The sequence below is a fragment of the Rhizobium sp. CIAT894 genome (assembly GCF_000172795.2).
Taxonomy (GTDB): Bacteria; Pseudomonadota; Alphaproteobacteria; order Rhizobiales; family Rhizobiaceae; genus Rhizobium.
The window spans coordinates 4,211,133-4,225,349 of record NZ_CP020947.1 but is presented as its reverse complement, the minus strand read 5'-3'; the positions used below and the strand labels follow the sequence as shown (position 1 = coordinate 4,225,349).

18 protein-coding genes are annotated in these 14,217 nt (G+C 61.8%); 5 read left to right on the top strand and 13 right to left on the bottom strand.

Going from position 1 to position 14,217, the window contains the following annotated elements; translation table 11 throughout:
* Positions 1–2: 2 nt before the first annotated feature.
* From RHEC894_RS20800 to RHEC894_RS20790, 3 genes are all read left to right on the top strand, one after another.
* Positions 3–671, top strand: coding sequence for an outer membrane lipoprotein carrier protein LolA (locus RHEC894_RS20800; RefSeq protein WP_085738677.1), 669 nt, complete (start codon positions 3–5; stop codon positions 669–671).
* Positions 672–764: 93 nt separating this feature from the next.
* The gene (locus tag RHEC894_RS20795) at positions 765–1,568 is read left to right on the top strand and encodes an exodeoxyribonuclease III (RefSeq protein WP_049733374.1); all 804 of its coding nucleotides are present in this window, start codon (positions 765–767) and stop codon (positions 1,566–1,568) included.
* Positions 1,568–2,353, top strand: coding sequence for an ATP-grasp domain-containing protein (locus RHEC894_RS20790; RefSeq protein ID WP_085738676.1), 786 nt, complete (start codon positions 1,568–1,570; stop codon positions 2,351–2,353). The genes RHEC894_RS20795 and RHEC894_RS20790 overlap by 1 nt, the downstream gene beginning before the upstream one ends.
* Positions 2,354–2,385: 32 nt before the next feature.
* On the opposite strand, the gene RHEC894_RS20785 is transcribed toward RHEC894_RS20790, so the two are convergent.
* On the bottom strand, positions 2,386–2,841 hold the full coding sequence (locus RHEC894_RS20785; RefSeq protein WP_085738675.1) for a cyclic nucleotide-binding domain-containing protein: 456 nt from the start codon (positions 2,839–2,841) through the stop codon (positions 2,386–2,388).
* Positions 2,842–2,955: 114 nt separating this feature from the next.
* Complete coding sequence (locus tag RHEC894_RS20780; protein WP_003582964.1) at positions 2,956–3,639, bottom strand: response regulator transcription factor; 684 nt, start codon at positions 3,637–3,639, stop codon at positions 2,956–2,958.
* 166 nt (positions 3,640–3,805) lie between these two features.
* Between RHEC894_RS20780 and RHEC894_RS20775 the strand changes: the two genes are divergently transcribed.
* Entirely contained in the window at positions 3,806–4,327 is a 522-nt protein-coding gene (locus tag RHEC894_RS20775; protein WP_010068628.1) for a L,D-transpeptidase family protein, read from the top strand.
* A gap of 133 nt (positions 4,328–4,460) precedes the next feature.
* Positions 4,461–5,291 carry an aldo/keto reductase gene (locus RHEC894_RS20770; protein ID WP_085738674.1) on the top strand — a complete coding sequence of 277 codons (831 nt, stop codon included), beginning with the start codon at positions 4,461–4,463 and terminating at the stop codon, positions 5,289–5,291.
* A gap of 128 nt (positions 5,292–5,419) precedes the next feature.
* Here RHEC894_RS20770 and RHEC894_RS20765 read toward each other — a convergent pair whose 3' ends face one another.
* The 11 genes from RHEC894_RS20765 to ffh all read right to left on the bottom strand — a co-directional run bounded on the left by RHEC894_RS20765 (position 5,420) and on the right by ffh (position 13,957).
* A complete protein-coding gene (locus RHEC894_RS20765) occupies positions 5,420–5,770 on the bottom strand; it encodes a cell surface protein (protein ID WP_085739075.1) in 351 nt (116 codons plus the stop codon).
* A gap of 262 nt (positions 5,771–6,032) precedes the next feature.
* Complete coding sequence (gene leuC / locus RHEC894_RS20760) at positions 6,033–7,442, bottom strand: 3-isopropylmalate dehydratase large subunit (protein ID WP_085738673.1); 1,410 nt, start codon at positions 7,440–7,442, stop codon at positions 6,033–6,035.
* A 76-nt stretch (positions 7,443–7,518) separates the two neighbouring features.
* On the bottom strand, positions 7,519–7,716 hold the full coding sequence (locus RHEC894_RS33080) for a hypothetical protein (protein WP_010063877.1): 198 nt from the start codon (positions 7,714–7,716) through the stop codon (positions 7,519–7,521).
* Positions 7,717–8,529 carry an amino acid ABC transporter permease gene (locus RHEC894_RS20750; protein ID WP_085738672.1) on the bottom strand — a complete coding sequence of 271 codons (813 nt, stop codon included), beginning with the start codon at positions 8,527–8,529 and terminating at the stop codon, positions 7,717–7,719.
* A gap of 16 nt (positions 8,530–8,545) precedes the next feature.
* Entirely contained in the window at positions 8,546–9,343 is a 798-nt protein-coding gene (locus RHEC894_RS20745; RefSeq protein ID WP_085738671.1) for a transporter substrate-binding domain-containing protein, read from the bottom strand.
* Between the two features lie 139 nt (positions 9,344–9,482).
* Positions 9,483–10,028, bottom strand: coding sequence for a 50S ribosomal protein L19 (gene rplS, locus RHEC894_RS20740; protein WP_085738670.1), 546 nt, complete (start codon positions 10,026–10,028; stop codon positions 9,483–9,485).
* 212 nt (positions 10,029–10,240) lie between these two features.
* On the bottom strand, positions 10,241–10,942 hold the full coding sequence (gene trmD / locus RHEC894_RS20735; RefSeq protein WP_010067100.1) for a tRNA (guanosine(37)-N1)-methyltransferase TrmD: 702 nt from the start codon (positions 10,940–10,942) through the stop codon (positions 10,241–10,243).
* A complete protein-coding gene (gene rimM / locus RHEC894_RS20730) occupies positions 10,942–11,511 on the bottom strand; it encodes a ribosome maturation factor RimM (RefSeq protein ID WP_085739074.1) in 570 nt (189 codons plus the stop codon). The genes trmD and rimM overlap by 1 nt, the downstream gene beginning before the upstream one ends.
* A gap of 114 nt (positions 11,512–11,625) precedes the next feature.
* Positions 11,626–11,997, bottom strand: coding sequence for a 30S ribosomal protein S16 (rpsP, locus tag RHEC894_RS20725; protein ID WP_085738669.1), 372 nt, complete (start codon positions 11,995–11,997; stop codon positions 11,626–11,628).
* A 48-nt stretch (positions 11,998–12,045) separates the two neighbouring features.
* Positions 12,046–12,366 carry a chorismate mutase gene (locus RHEC894_RS20720; protein WP_003543666.1) on the bottom strand — a complete coding sequence of 107 codons (321 nt, stop codon included), beginning with the start codon at positions 12,364–12,366 and terminating at the stop codon, positions 12,046–12,048.
* A gap of 16 nt (positions 12,367–12,382) precedes the next feature.
* Entirely contained in the window at positions 12,383–13,957 is a 1,575-nt protein-coding gene (gene ffh / locus RHEC894_RS20715) for a signal recognition particle protein (protein WP_085738668.1), read from the bottom strand.
* Between the last annotated feature and the right edge of the window lie 260 nt (positions 13,958–14,217).

Sequence of the window (14,217 nt, the reverse complement as noted above, 5' to 3'; positions counted from 1 at the left end):
AGATGAGTAATTCCGACACCTTCCTCTCCGGCCTGACGGTAACGCGGCGCGATCTCCTCGGTGCCTTTGCTATCGCTGCGACGGCGAGCGCCATTCCCCTCGGCGCCCACGCACAGGCGGCAGCTCCGGCCTCCGGCACCGCGCAGGCGATTGCCGATCATTTCTCCGGCGTCACGACGATGCAGGGCGAATTCGTGCAGTTCGGCCCGCGCGGCGAGCAGACCGGTGGCAAGTTCTTCATCCAGCGCCCCGGCAAACTGCGCTTCAACTACGACGACCCGTCGCCGATGCGGGTGATCGCAGACGGCAAGAACGTCGCCATCGGCAATACCAAGCTGAAAACCTGGGATCTCTATCCGCTCTCCAAGACGCCGCTCAGCCTGCTGCTTGCGCAGCATATCGACCTGTCGGCGGGCATGGTGAAGGGCGTCAAGGAAGAGTCGGATCTGACGACGATCGCGCTTGGCAACAATACGGTGTTCGGCAACTCGACCATCACCATGATGTTCGATCCGAAGACCTACGACCTGCGTCAGTGGACGATCACCGACAATCAGGGCAAGGACACGTCGGTGATGATCTTCAACGTCAAGACCGGCGTGCAGTTCGACGATCGCGTGTTCCGCGTGCCCTATGAGACCATTCCGGGCACACCGCAGTCTCGTGATTGAGGCGGTTTTCGGTTGATCGCCGTATGCGGGCAGTTCCCTCCGGTCCGCCTTTGTTCTAAAGCCCTTTCATGAAAGCGTGAGAGGGCATGGGGCATGAGCTTTTCGATCACCACCTGGAACATCAACTCGGTGCGGCTGCGCATGCCGATCGTCGAGCAGCTGGTGCTCAAGCACAGGCCGGATATTCTCTGCCTGCAGGAGACCAAGGTGCCGAACGAGCTCTTTCCGGCCGCACCCTTGCGGGCGATGGGCTATGATCACATCATCATCCATGGCCAGAAGGGTTATCACGGTGTCGCGATCGCCTCGCGCATTCCGCTGACGGAGGATCACCGGCAGGATTATTGCGGCGTCGGCGATGCCCGCCATATCTCGGCGATCGTCGAGCGTGGCAATCGTCGCATCCGGCTGCATAATTTCTACGTTCCGGCCGGCGGCGATGAACCCGATCGGACGATCAATCCGAAATTCGGCCACAAGCTCGATTTCATCGAGGAGATGAAGCAGCTGAAAGCCAATGGTGAGGCGAATACCTCGGCGATCCTTGTCGGCGACCTGAACATCGCGCCGCTGGAGCATGATGTCTGGTCGCACAAGCAGCTCCTGAAGATCGTCAGCCATACGCCCGTCGAGACCGACGGGCTGCTCGAGGTGATGAAGCGCGGCGGCTGGCACGATCTGATGCGCCAGCATGTGCCGGAAAGCGAAAAGCTCTATACTTGGTGGAGCTACCGCGCCAAGGACTGGGAGGCTGCCGATCGCGGCCGCCGTCTCGACCACATCTGGTCGTCATCGGATCTCGGGCCGCATCTCAAACGCATCGAAATCCTCAAGGAAGCGCGCGGCTGGGATCGACCCTCTGACCATGTGCCGGTGACGGCGCATTTCGATTTGTGATGCAGTGGCTTCTCCAGGAGTTCGAAAACACTCATAAGCTGGCCGAGGCGCTCGACCGGCTCGGCATCTCGTACACATGGCACAAGGTCGTTCCGTTCGTCGGCGAACTCATTCCCAAGCCGGTCGTCGCCGATCCAGGCTCCGTGGTCATGTTCGGCTCCTATTCGCTGTGGAGGAACGCCGAGGCGAACGGCTACCGGCCGGGTGTGTTCAAGCTGCGCCCTTTCGTCCAGGAACAGGCGTGGCATCCCTATCTCCTCAATGGAGCCGACGCGCTGTTCCTCGTTCTGCGAGATGTCCCTGCCCGTCTGGCCGACGATGGAAGGGAATGGTTCCTGCGTCCTGTTGACGACAGCAAGGAGGAGCCTGGCAATGTCAAATCGACGGATGAGATCATCCGCATGGCGGAGCGGGTCCTCGCGCTCGACGAAGATGAAATCCCGACAGGATCGCTTCGCCACGACACACTGCTGATGTTCACCAAGCCTGTCCGCATCCTGCGCGAATGGCGTCTCTGGGCTGTCAACGATCGTATCGTCACCTACTCGCTCTACAAAGACGGATCACGTGTCATTCATCGCCACGAGATCGATGCCGATGTGCTGCAGTTCGGGCAGCGGATGGTGGACATCAATCCCGGCTACTCGCCGGCCTATGTCATCGATGTCTGCCGTACCGAAGAGGGATTGAAGCTGCTTGAGACGAACTGCCTCAACGCTGCAGGATTCTACGCCGCAGACCTGGTCAAGCTTGCCGCAGCAATCGACAGCTTGGCGCACGGCTGACGATTTGGCTGTATGGCTGCGGGCCACTGGGCTCAGCTGAAGCGATAGAACTGGCTTGCGGCCTTTGCCGCAAGTTCGGCGATATTGTCGCGAATACGGTTCTCGATCAGCCGGGCTGCGTCCGGATATTCTTCGATCAGCCGATGGAAAAGGGCGCGGGTGATGCGGATGATGCTGGTGTCCTCGCGGGCGATCGCGGTGAATTTGCGCTCCACCAGCGTGACCAGCGCCAGCTCGGAGATCAGCGTTCCGGGACCGGCGACCCCTTCTGTCCTCTGAATGCCGTCGCTGCCTGTTGCGCTCAGCTCCAGGCTGCCGCTGAGGATGACGTAGGCGCTCTCGGCGGGCGAACCCTGGCGAAACAGCATCTGGCCGGCCGCGATCAGGCGCCGGTCGGCGCCGAAGGCGATCAGGCGCAGCTGATCCTCGTTCATGTCCTTGAACAAGGGAAGTTGCGCGAGCATGCGGATGTCGTCAGTCAGCGCCATGCGGGCTTTTCGCCTTAGAGCAATTGCCAGGCAATGCGTGAAACGCTTTTGCCGGGAATTGCGTGAAAACTAAGAGATAGAGCATTTCCGTGATTCGGAGAAAATGGAAATGCTCTAGGGAATTATCTTGTAGCCGCCGTTTTCCGTCACCAGGATTTCGGCATTGGAGGGATCGCGCTCGATCTTCTGGCGCAGGCGGTAGACGTGGGTTTCCAGCGTATGCGTCGTCACGCCCGAGTTATAGCCCCAGACCTCTTCGAGCAGCACGTCACGGGTGACCACTTTCTGTTCGGCACGGTAGAGATAGCGGATGATCGCAGCCTCCTTTTCCGTCAGCCGGATCTTCTGGCCGTTGTCTGTAGTCAGCAGCTTCTGGCTCGGCTTGAACAGGTAGGGGCCGACGGTAAAGGTCGCATCCTCGCTCTGTTCATGCTGGCGCAGCTGCACGCGAATGCGCGCGAGCAGCACTGCGAAGCGGAAAGGCTTGGTGACATAGTCGTTGGCGCCGGCTTCGAGGCCGAGGATCGTATCCGAATCGGTATCGTGGCCGGTCAGCATGATGATCGGCGCCTTGAAGCCGCCCTTGCGCAGCAGCTTCACCGCCTCGCGGCCGTCCATATCAGGCAGGCCGACATCCATGATCAAGAGATCGACCGGTGTCGAGCGGGCGGTCGCAACACCCTTGCCGGCGTTGGCTTCCTGCAGAACCGAAAATTCCTCATACAGCGACAATTGCTCCGTCAGCGTCTGACGAAGGTCGTCGTCGTCATCCACCAGAAGAATGGTGCGTGCGGTCATGCCGTTGCGTCCTCATGTTAAGTTCCCTAGTCCTACGCCAAATTCCTGGTTTGGCAAGGATCGGGCGGCGGACTGTTGCCGCGCAGGTTTTCATATGATTTCAATTGGAGTCCCAGACAATCCAAGACATGCGAGAAAAATGGAAAAAACAAGGCGGGGGCCGGGGATGAAGCCGTCGACGATCGTGGTTCGGCCGGCGCCGGGGAAGAGGAGCCGGGCCATCGTCCGCCTCGGCGCGATCACCGTGCCCGCGGCGATCGGCCGCTCCGGCCGCACCGTTATCAAACGCGAGGGCGACGGCGCCACGCCGATCGCCTCGATGAGGCTGATATCCGGCTTCCGGCGTGGCGAACGGAACGGCCGGCTCGTCACTCCGCTTGCGCTGCGCCGCATTCGCGCCGGCATGCTCTGGTGCGATCAGCCGGACAATGCCAGCTATAACCGCCTCGTCAGGGCGCCGTTCGGGGCAAGCCATGAGGAACTCCAGCGCGGCGACGGGCTCTACGATGTCTGCCTAGTCATGGATTGGAACATCTCCTCGCGGGCGCGCAATCGCGGCTCGGCGATCTTCTTCCATCTCATTCGACCGGGCTACGAGCCGACGGCCGGCTGCGTGGCGGTCAGCCTCCGCGACATGCGCCGGCTTCTGCCGCACCTTCGGAAGGGCACGATTGTCCGAGTCCTCTGATTGTCTTCCGGATGCGGCTGCCTATATGTTTCCGGTGACCGAACGCTGCGGCTGAAATGCGTTCCGGGACGTTTGCATCTGTGCTGACGCAATCCAAACCTCGTCCAATTCTTCAAACTCCCGGAGATATAGTGTGACCGCTCAACCCATCATCACTTTCCATGACGGACATTCCATTCCCCAGGTCGGGCTCGGCGTCTGGCAGACGCCGCAGGATATTGCCGCCCCGACGGTGCGCACCGCAATTGCCGCCGGCTATCGCCATATCGATACGGCGTCCGGTTACGACAACGAAGAGGGCGTCGGCGAAGGCATCCGTTCGTCCGGCCTCGACCGCAAGGATATTTTCGTCACCACCAAGCTGAGGAACACCGACCAGGGCTACGACAATGCGCTCAGCGCCTTCGACGGTAGCCTGAAGAAGCTCGGCTTCGACTATGTCGACCTCTATCTCGTTCACTGGCCGTCGCCGCATCGCGGCCTCTACACCGAGACCTGGAAGGCCTTCGTGCGCATCCGCGAAGAGGGCCGGGCCCGTTCGATCGGCGTGTCGAATTTCACTCCGGAGCATCTGGAGCGCATCATCGACGAGACAGGCGTCGTTCCCGTCATCAACCAGATCGAGCTGCACCCCGACTTCCAGCAGAAGCCGGCGCAGGAGGCGCACAAGAAACTGAACATTGCCACCGAAACCTGGAGCCCGCTCGGCCAGGGCAAGTTCATCTCGAATGCCGTGATCGGCGAGATCGCCAGGAAGCATGGCAAATCGCCGGCTCAGGTTATTATTCGCTGGCACATCGATACCGGCCTCGTCGTCATTCCGAAGTCGGTGACGCCCTCGCGTATCGAGGAGAATTTCCAGGTGTTCGATTTCAAGCTCGATGCCGACGACATGGCGGCGATCGCCAGGCTCGACAGCGCCGGTGCCCGCATGGGACCGGACCCGATGACGGCAACCTTCTGACCGCCGTTGCGCTCACCGGGGCCGTCGCACATCTTTGCACGATATACCCAAGCAGGCCCATCAGCGGCTGTCCCGGAGAAGAGGTCATCCGGGGCAGCGTTGTCTGAAGACGGGCTACCGCCTTCCCGTCAATAATTGCAGTTCGAGGATCCGTTGGTCGGCGCAAAGCCGTGGTCGCAGCCGTCGTTCAGGCGCTGCGACCGTCCGATCGAGCCGGTATAATAATCGTCAAAGGCGCGCGCCGGATACCAATAGCCGTTCGCGCTCTTGATATAGCCGGACCGGGCGCTGCTATAGCCCCGGTATCCGTTGAGATAGGGTATCTTGCTTTGGGCGATCTGGTGCAGCAGATCGGAAGAGGCCGTGACCGGTCCTATCGCCGGACGGATCGGCGCGGCCTCGGCGGCGTCGATCGATGCCTGCGATGCAAATACGATCAAGCTGGCTTGCAGTAAACTCCGTACCCTTTTCCGCCTCATGGCCATTCCCCCGATGGCGCGGTGTTCGCCGGAGCCTGAACGGTATCAGTCGCGTATCGCGCCTATGCCAAGGAGGCCACACGCTCTTTCCGATGTCGATTGCCCGAAAGGATGAAATTGGAAAGGCGCGGCCCCGCACAAACGGGCTTGCCCGCTCTCTCATAACTGTCGTCAACCGAAGCAGTGGCGCCATGAAATACGAAACCGCCCGATGCGCTGGACGCATCGGGCGGCTTTCATTCTCTTATTGTCGGATGACAGATCAGTTCCACTCGCGGATATCGACGAAGTGACCGGCAATTGCGGCCGCGGCCGCCATGGCCGGCGAGACGAGATGCGTGCGGCCCTTGAAGCCCTGACGGCCTTCGAAATTGCGGTTCGAGGTCGAGGCGCAACGCTCGCCCGGCTTCAGGCGGTCGTCGTTCATTGCAAGACACATGGAGCAGCCCGGCTCGCGCCAGTCGAAGCCGGCGGCCTTGAAGATCTTGTCGAGGCCTTCGGCTTCCGCCTGTTCCTTGACGAGGCCGGAGCCCGGAACGATCATCGCGTCGACGGTGGCGGCCACCGTCTTGCCTTCGACGACCTTGGCGACTTCACGCAGATCCTCGATGCGGCCGTTGGTGCAGGAACCGATGAAGACGCGATCGAGCGTGATGTCGGTCATCTTGGTGCCCGGCTTCAGGCCCATATAGTCGAGCGCGCGCCACTTGGAGGTGCGCTTGGTCTCGTCCTGGATATCGTCGGGGTTCGGCACGATGCCCTGGACGGAGATGACGTCCTCGGGCGAGGAGCCCCAGGAGACGATCGGCGGCAGGCTGGCGGCATCGAGCACGACGACGCGGTCGTAATGAGCGCCTTCGTCGGTCTGCAGCGTTTTCCAATAGGCGATCGCCTGTTCCAGCGCCTCGCCCTTCGGCGCGCGCGGCTTGCCCTTGATGTATTCGAAGGTCTTTTCATCGGGCGCAATCAGGCCGGCGCGGGCGCCGCCTTCGATCGTCATGTTGCAGATGGTCATGCGGCCTTCCATCGACAGCGAGCGGATCGCTTCGCCGGCAAATTCGATGACGTGGCCGGTGCCGCCGGCGGTGCCGATTTCGCCGATGATGGCGAGGATGATGTCCTTGGCGGTGACGTGCGGCGGCAGCAGGCCGTCGACCCGCACCAGCATGTTCTTTGCCTTCTTCTGGATCAGCGTCTGGGTCGCCAGAACATGCTCGACCTCGGAGGTGCCGATGCCATGCGCCAGCGCGCCGAAGGCGCCGTGCGTCGAGGTGTGGCTGTCGCCGCAGACGATGGTCATGCCGGGCAGGGTGAAGCCCTGTTCCGGACCGACGATGTGGACGATGCCCTGGCGCTTGTCGCTTGCCGAATAATATTCGACGCCGAATTCGGCGGCGTTGGTCGCCAGCGCTTCCACCTGGATCCGGCTTTCCTCGTTCTTGATGCCGAGATGGCGATCGGGCGAGGTCGGAACGTTATGGTCGACGACGGCGAGCGTCTTTTCCGGGGCGCGAACCTTGCGGCCGGTCATGCGCAGGCCTTCGAACGCCTGCGGCGAGGTGACTTCGTGGACCAGATGGCGGTCGATGTAGAGAAGACAGGTGCCGTCTGCCTGTTCGTCGACCAGGTGATCGTCCCAGATCTTGTCGTAGAGGGTACGCGGTGCGCTCATGGCGTTAAGTCCGTTTTTTGGATGCTTTTGGGAAATCGAGTAAAAAGCGGATCAAGCTCCGCCGGCCGTCATTCGATCAACGAAGTCGGCTGTTGAGCGCGCCGGACACGCAGGCAAAGAACCGCGCCGGCAGGCGATAATGGTCCTGCAGCACGAAAATATGCGCGCCTGTGCATCTGAACTTGGATTCCATTGCCTGCATATACCGATTTTTCGCGGCGGCTTCAATTTGAATCATCAGAGGGCCGGCCGCGATGGAGCGGCTGTTGATCATTCACCGTGATTTCAGCCATTTCTCCGTGCGCCGCAGCGCCAGCGACAGGCCGATCGTCAGGATCAGGTAGATATAGGTGACGATCGAATAGGTCTCGAAGAAGCGGAAGGAGCCGGCGGCATAGACCTTGCCCATCTGGGTGATGTCGGCGACGCCGAGCACCGAGACGAGCGAGCTGTCCTTGACCATGGAGACGAAATCGTTGGAGAGCGGCGGGAAGATCACCCGGATCGCCTGCGGGAAGACGACGGAGCGGAAGCGCCGGTAGCGGGAAAGGCCGAGTGCCTTGGCCGCTTCGATCTGGCCCAGATCGACCGACTGGAAACCGGCCCGGAAGATTTCGGCGATGAAGGAGGAATAACCGATCGTCAGCGCGATGATTGCCCGCCACATCAGCGAGAGATCGCGCACCAGGATGGATTCGGCCATGCCTGACGTCACGAGCGGTGAAATCAGGAAATTATAGGCGGCGACCAGAGCCGGGGCGCCGACGAAGGCGACGTAGAACAACAGCACGAGGATCGGGATGCCGCGGATGGTCTCGATGTAGAATCGCGCGATCTGCCGCGCGACCTGGCTGTCGGCCATGCCGAGCAGGCAGATGCCGAGGCCGAGCACCGTGGCGAGTATGAAGGCGACCAGCGTGACGAAGACGGTGATGCCGACGCCGTTGATCACGGTGCGGAAAACCTGGGCGTAGATATCGTTTGTGACGATGACGGCGGCAAGAACGATGCCGATCGCGACGAGCGCGACCAGCCACCAGGGATAGTCGTCCTTGACGTGCCTGTCGGGAGACGGTCGTACGGTCATCAGCAGTTGCCGGGTGTCATTCGCCCATCTTGTAGTCGAGGAACCACTTCTTGTTCAGCGCATCCAGCGTACCGTCGGCCTTGAGTGCCGAAATGGCGGCGTTGACGGGGACGACGAGATCGGAACCCTTCGGGAAGATGAAGCCGAAATCCTCGGTGCCGAGCGGTTCGCCGATCAGCTTCAAGGCGCCGTTCGAGGCATCGACGTAACCCTTGCCGGCGGTGCCGTCGGTCAGCACCACGTCGACGTCGCCGGCCTTCAGCGCCTGGACGGTGGCGCCGAAGGTTTCGAAGAGCTTGATGCGCGGGTTCTGCTCGTTGCCGTCGAGCACTTCATAGACGGCGGTGTAGAAGGGCGTGGTGCCGGGCTGGGCGCCGACCAGGCCATCCTTGAATTCGGCGAAGGACTTTCCATCGGTGAAACGCTTCTCGTCGCCGCGCACCAGCATGAACTGCTGCGAGCGCATATAGGGGTCGGAGAAATCCACCTTCTGCTTGCGGTCTTCCTTGATGGTGATGCCGGTCATGCCGATGTTGTACTGGCCGTCGGAAACCGCCTGGATCATCGCGTCCCAGCTGGTGTTCTGATATTCGACCTTGAAATTCAACCGCTTGGCGATCTCGTTCATCGCATCGTATTCCCAGCCGATCGCCTTGCCGGATTTCGGATCGATGAACTGCAGCGGCGGATAGGCATTCTCGGTGACGACGACGACGCTCTTGCCGCCGAGATCCGGCAGTTCGGCGGCCGATGCGGCAAGCGGCAAAAGAGCAAGGGCGGCAAAGCCAGCAAGAACGGTGCGGCGAAACAACATTGAACGGTTCCCTCAATTGAACGGCGAAAACTGTCACGGAAGATAGGCCTGAGGCAAGGCCGCGGGCTGCTTGGCGAAGCAAAAAATAGAAAAGGCGACCCGAAGGCCGCCTTTCCAGGAATAGAATTTTGCGCAGATCTTATTCTGCTGCCGGTTCCGCTGCGGCGGCAGCGGCTGCTGCTTCAGCAGCGGCCTTGGCCTCGGCAGCTTCTGCTGCGGCCTTCTCAGCGGCGAGCGCCTGGGCGGCTGCAACCTTTTCAGCTTCGATGCGTGCCTTTTCCTCGGCAACGGCGGCGCGCTCGGCGTCGTTGAGCTTGCGGGCGCGCACGCCGGTGTCTTCAACGATACGGGCAGACTTACCGCGACGGTCGCGGAGGTAATAGAGCTTGGCGCGACGGACTTTACCGCGGCGAACAACGTCGACGCTTTCGATCATCGGCGAGTAGACCGGGAATACGCGCTCGACGCCTTCGCCGTAGGAGATCTTGCGGACCGTGAAGTTTTCCTGCAGGCCGCCGCCGGAGCGGGCGATGCAGACGCCTTCATAGGCCTGAACGCGGGTACGGTTGCCTTCCGTGACCTTCACGTTGACGCGGACGGTGTCGCCCGGGGAAAATTCAGGAAGGGTGCGCTTGGCTTCGATCTTGGCGGCCTGTTCGGCCTCAAGCTGCTGAATGATGTTCATCGTCTTAACCTTTGGTTCTTCTGAAACAGCCAGAGCGCTCGACACTGATCCTTCGGAACTGGCCTCGGGACTTTGCCCTTCCGGGCGGGAGCGGGTTCGCCATTCTTTGTTTGCTGGCAGACGGGGCTAACCCCATTTCCGCGTGCGCCAATACACGAAAGGCCGGGGCTTGTCATCCCTCGCACGACATTTTTGTGAAGGGGAGGGCAAAATCAGCCGCTTTTCTCGGTTCTCGCCCTTTCGAAGAGGTCCGGCCGCCGCTCCCGTGTCAGCCGCACCGCCTCCTCGTGTCGCCATTTTTCGATGGCACCGTGATTGCCCGAGGTCAGGATCGACGGGATTTCCCGGCCTTCCCACGCCTGCGGCCTGGTGTAATGGGGATGTTCCAGCAGCCCGCCTTCGAAGCTCTCGTGCAGGCCGGAAAGATCATTGCCCATGACACCGGGCAGGATGCGGATGATGGCGTCGAGCAGGATCAGCGCCGCCGGCTCGCCGCCTGACAGAACGTAGTCGCCGATCGAGACCTCCTCCAGTCCGCGCGCCTCGATCACCCGCTGGTCGACGCCCTCGAAGCGGCCGCAGACGATGATGACGCCGTCGCCTGAAGCAAGCGCGCGCACGCGCTCCTGTGTCAGCGGCCGGCCGCGCGGGCTCATCAGCAGGCGCGGGCGGGTGTCGTTCTCAGCGGTGCTGTCGATCGCCCGGGCGAGAACGTCGGGTTTCAGCACCATGCCGGCGCCGCCGCCGGCCGGGGTGTCGTCCACGGTGCGGTGCTTGTCGGTGGCGAAATCGCGGATCTGCACGGCGTCAAGCGACCATTGCCCTCGTTCCATCGCCTTGCCGGCGAGCGAGAAGCCCAGATGTCCCGGAAACATTTCCGGATAGAGTGTCAGCACGCTCGCCCGGAAGGCCATCACTTCTTCTTTTTCGGCTTGTCCGCGGTGAATTTCGAAAGCTCTTCGGGATCGTCGACCAGCCCTGCCGCCAGCGGATCGATCAGCAGCGTGCCGGCTTCGAGGTCGATCTCCAGCACCGAGGCTTCGGAGAATGGGATCAGTACCGGGCGCTTGCCCGGACCTTTGAGCTCCAGGAGATCGCCGGCGCCGAAATCGAAGACGCCGGTGACCGTGCCGTAGCTCACGCCCTGGTCGTCGCGTGCCTCGAGCCCCTCGAGATCGGCATAGTAGAACTCGTCGTCCTCCAGCTCCTCGTCGGGCAGGTTGTCGCGCTCGATATAGAGTTCCAGGCCGTTCAGCGCCTCGGCGGCATTGCGGTCGTTGATACCCCGGAAACGGACGACGACCATATTCTTCGTCTCGCGGATTTCGAGCACTTCGAAGCTGCGGCCGTCCATGCTGTGCAGGTGGCCGTAGTCGCCAAGCGCGCTCGGATCGGCCGTATAGGCCTTGGCGCGCACCTCGCCCCGGAGGCCTTGCGCGCCGCCGATCGTCGCCATCAGAACGGGGTTTTCAAGCTTTGTCATGGGTTCCTTCATGTGAAGCCGAAAGACAGGTTTCTCATAAACGAAGTGCGCAGGATTGGAAACGAAAACGGGCGGCATGTCGCCATGCCGCCCGTTCGATAGGGACTATCCCGATTATTCCGCGGCGTCGGCAGCAGCAGCGGCGGCGTCAGCGATCTTCTGAGCCTTTTCTGCGGCGCGTTCCTGGGCGCGCTTGCCGGGCTTTGCCTTCTCAGGGTTGTTCTTGGCTTCGCGCTTGGCAACGCCGGCCTCATCGAGGAAACGCAGAACGCGGTCGGTCGGCTGGGCGCCGTTTTCGATCCAGTGCTTGATGCGCTCGGCGTTCAGCTGAACGCGCTTCTCGTCGTCCTTGGCGAGCATCGGGTTCCAGGAGCCGAGGTTTTCGAGGAAGCGGCCGTCACGCGGGCTGCGCGCATCGGCGAGAACGACGTGGTAGTACGGGCGCTTCTTAGAGCCACCGCGGGCGAGACGAATTTTCAGTGCCATGTTCTTTACTCCTTAGGCTTTTCTTGACCGCTTCGTGAGGCGGTAGGGTTATCGGGCTGCGGCGCTCTGTTCAGCGTGATCCGCAGCGATCTGCTCATGATGCCGGATGACTTCCTTGATGACGAAGTTCAGGAACTTCTCGGCGAAATCCGGATCCAGATTGGCGGCTTTCGCCAGCTGGCGAAGGCGTTCGATCTGGTATTCCTCGCGCGCCGGGTCGGCCGGCGGCAGATTGTATTTGGCCTTCAGCACGCCGACCTCTTTGGTGCAGCGGAAGCGTTCGGCCAGCATGTGCACGAGAGCAGCATCGATATTGTCGATCGACTGACGATAGCTCGCGAGCTGGGCTTTGACGTTTGGATCAATCATGGGGCAAGCGATCCTTTCACTTCTTCTTCGGCAATCCGGGCAATCCCGGGAAACCACCGCCAAGGCCCGGCAGCTTGGCGCCGCCGAGACCCGGCAAACTACCCGGCAGACCGCCGAGACCGGGCATCCCCCCACCCGGCTTTCCAAGCCCCGCAGCTTCCGCCTGCTTCTGCAGGGCCTCGAGCTGGCGGGGATCGATATTCGAGAGATCGGGCATGCCGCCCATACCACCGCCAAGCCCCATCTTGCCGGCAAGGCCGCTCATCATCTGCTTCATCATGCCGCCTTTGCCCTTGCCGCCCATCATCTTCATCATGTCAGCCATCTGGCGGTGCATCTTCAGAAGTTTATTGATGGCAGCGGCATCGGTGCCGGAGCCGGCGGCGATGCGTTTCTTGCGTGAGTGCTTGAGCAGGTCGGGATTGGCGCGTTCAGCCTTGGTCATCGACTGGATGATGGCGATCTGGCGGCCGAAAAGCTTGTCGTCGAGGCCGGCAGCGGCCATCTTGTCCTTCATCCCAGCCATGCCCGGCATCATGCCCATGATGCCGCCCATGCCGCCCATCTTCTGCATCTGGCGCAGCTGATCGGCGAGGTCGTTCAGGTCGAACTTGCCCTTGGCCATCTTGGCGGCCATGGCGGCCGCCTTCTCGGCGTCGATGTTCTCAGCCGCACGCTCGACGAGCGAGACGATATCGCCCATGCCGAGAATACGGTCGGCGATGCGGCGAGGATGGAATTCCTCGAGCTCGCTCATCTTCTCGCCGACGCCGATCAGCTTGATCGGCTTGCCGGTGACGGCGCGCATCGAAAGGGCAGCGCCGCCACGGCCGTCGCCGTCCATGCGGGTCAGCACGAGACCGGTGATGCCGACGCGTTCGTCGAAGTTGCGGGCGAGGTTGACGGCATCCTGGCCGGTGAGGCTGTCGGCGACCAGCAGGATTTCATGCGGGTTCGACTTTTTCTTGATGTCGGCCATTTCGACCATCAAGGGCTCGTCGATATGGGTGCGGCCGGCGGTATCGAGGATGACGACGTCATGGCCGCCAAGTCTCGCCGCCTGCACGGCGCGGGCGGCGATATCGGTCGGCGACTGACCTGATATAACAGGCAGCGTGTCGATGCTGGCCTGGGCGCCGAGCTGGCGAAGCTGCTCCTGGGCTGCCGGGCGGCGCGTATCGAGCGACGCCATCAGCACTTTCTTCTTGTCGCGCGTCGACAGGCGATGGGCGATCTTGGCCGTCGTCGTCGTCTTACCCGAACCCTGCAGGCCGACCATCATGACGACGAGAGGGGCGGCCGCATGCAGGTCGATGCCCACACCTTCGCCGCCCAGCATCTCGATCAGTTCGTCATGGACGATCTTGACGACCATCTGGCCGGGCTTGATCGACTTCAGGATCTCGGCGCCGACGGCCTTTTCCCGCACGCGGTCGGTGAAGGAACGCACGACGTCGAGGGCGACGTCGGCCTCCAGCAGCGCACGGCGAACCTCGCGCAGCGCTGCGGAAACGTCGGCTTCCGAAAGCGCGCCACGGCCTGTCAGTCCATTCAGAATGGATCCAAGACGGTCCTGGAGGTTTTCAAACATCGGCTCTTCCTTGATACGTTTCTGGCGGGTTCGATATGCCCGGAAACGTCGTGCTTTTCCTTGACGAAAACAAGACGCAAAGCCAAAAAGCACCCGAGGGCGCATCGCGCTGTCGGGTGTTGACCTCCGGGATATCGAAGTCCCGGTCGGCGGCTCGGAGTCATGCGGCTCGTCGCGGATTGGGCGCGATAAACAGGAAAGCCGCGCGAAAGTCAAGGCGGATGCGTGGAATGACTAGAGGGCGCGCGGTCCGGGCGCCT

Coding starts and splice junctions, on each gene's coding strand:
- RHEC894_RS20800 (WP_085738677.1), top strand. CDS start 3: ATGAGTAATTCCGACACCTTCCTCTCCGGCCTGACGGTAACGCGGCGC.
- RHEC894_RS20795 (WP_049733374.1), top strand. CDS start 765: ATGAGCTTTTCGATCACCACCTGGAACATCAACTCGGTGCGGCTGCGC.
- RHEC894_RS20790 (WP_085738676.1), top strand. CDS start 1,568: ATGCAGTGGCTTCTCCAGGAGTTCGAAAACACTCATAAGCTGGCCGAG.
- RHEC894_RS20785 (WP_085738675.1), bottom strand. CDS start 2,841: ATGGCGCTGACTGACGACATCCGCATGCTCGCGCAACTTCCCTTGTTC.
- RHEC894_RS20780 (WP_003582964.1), bottom strand. CDS start 3,639: ATGACCGCACGCACCATTCTTCTGGTGGATGACGACGACGACCTTCGT.
- RHEC894_RS20775 (WP_010068628.1), top strand. CDS start 3,806: ATGAAGCCGTCGACGATCGTGGTTCGGCCGGCGCCGGGGAAGAGGAGC.
- RHEC894_RS20765 (WP_085739075.1), bottom strand. CDS start 5,770: ATGAGGCGGAAAAGGGTACGGAGTTTACTGCAAGCCAGCTTGATCGTA.
- leuC (WP_085738673.1), bottom strand. CDS start 7,442: ATGAGCGCACCGCGTACCCTCTACGACAAGATCTGGGACGATCACCTG.
- RHEC894_RS33080 (WP_010063877.1), bottom strand. CDS start 7,716: ATGATCAACAGCCGCTCCATCGCGGCCGGCCCTCTGATGATTCAAATT.
- RHEC894_RS20750 (WP_085738672.1), bottom strand. CDS start 8,529: ATGACCGTACGACCGTCTCCCGACAGGCACGTCAAGGACGACTATCCC.
- RHEC894_RS20745 (WP_085738671.1), bottom strand. CDS start 9,343: ATGTTGTTTCGCCGCACCGTTCTTGCTGGCTTTGCCGCCCTTGCTCTT.
- rplS (WP_085738670.1), bottom strand. CDS start 10,028: ATGAACATCATTCAGCAGCTTGAGGCCGAACAGGCCGCCAAGATCGAA.
- trmD (WP_010067100.1), bottom strand. CDS start 10,942: ATGGCCTTCCGGGCGAGCGTGCTGACACTCTATCCGGAAATGTTTCCG.
- rimM (WP_085739074.1), bottom strand. CDS start 11,511: ATGACAAAGCTTGAAAACCCCGTTCTGATGGCGACGATCGGCGGCGCG.
- rpsP (WP_085738669.1), bottom strand. CDS start 11,997: ATGGCACTGAAAATTCGTCTCGCCCGCGGTGGCTCTAAGAAGCGCCCG.
- RHEC894_RS20720 (WP_003543666.1), bottom strand. CDS start 12,366: ATGATTGATCCAAACGTCAAAGCCCAGCTCGCGAGCTATCGTCAGTCG.
- ffh (WP_085738668.1), bottom strand. CDS start 13,957: ATGTTTGAAAACCTCCAGGACCGTCTTGGATCCATTCTGAATGGACTG.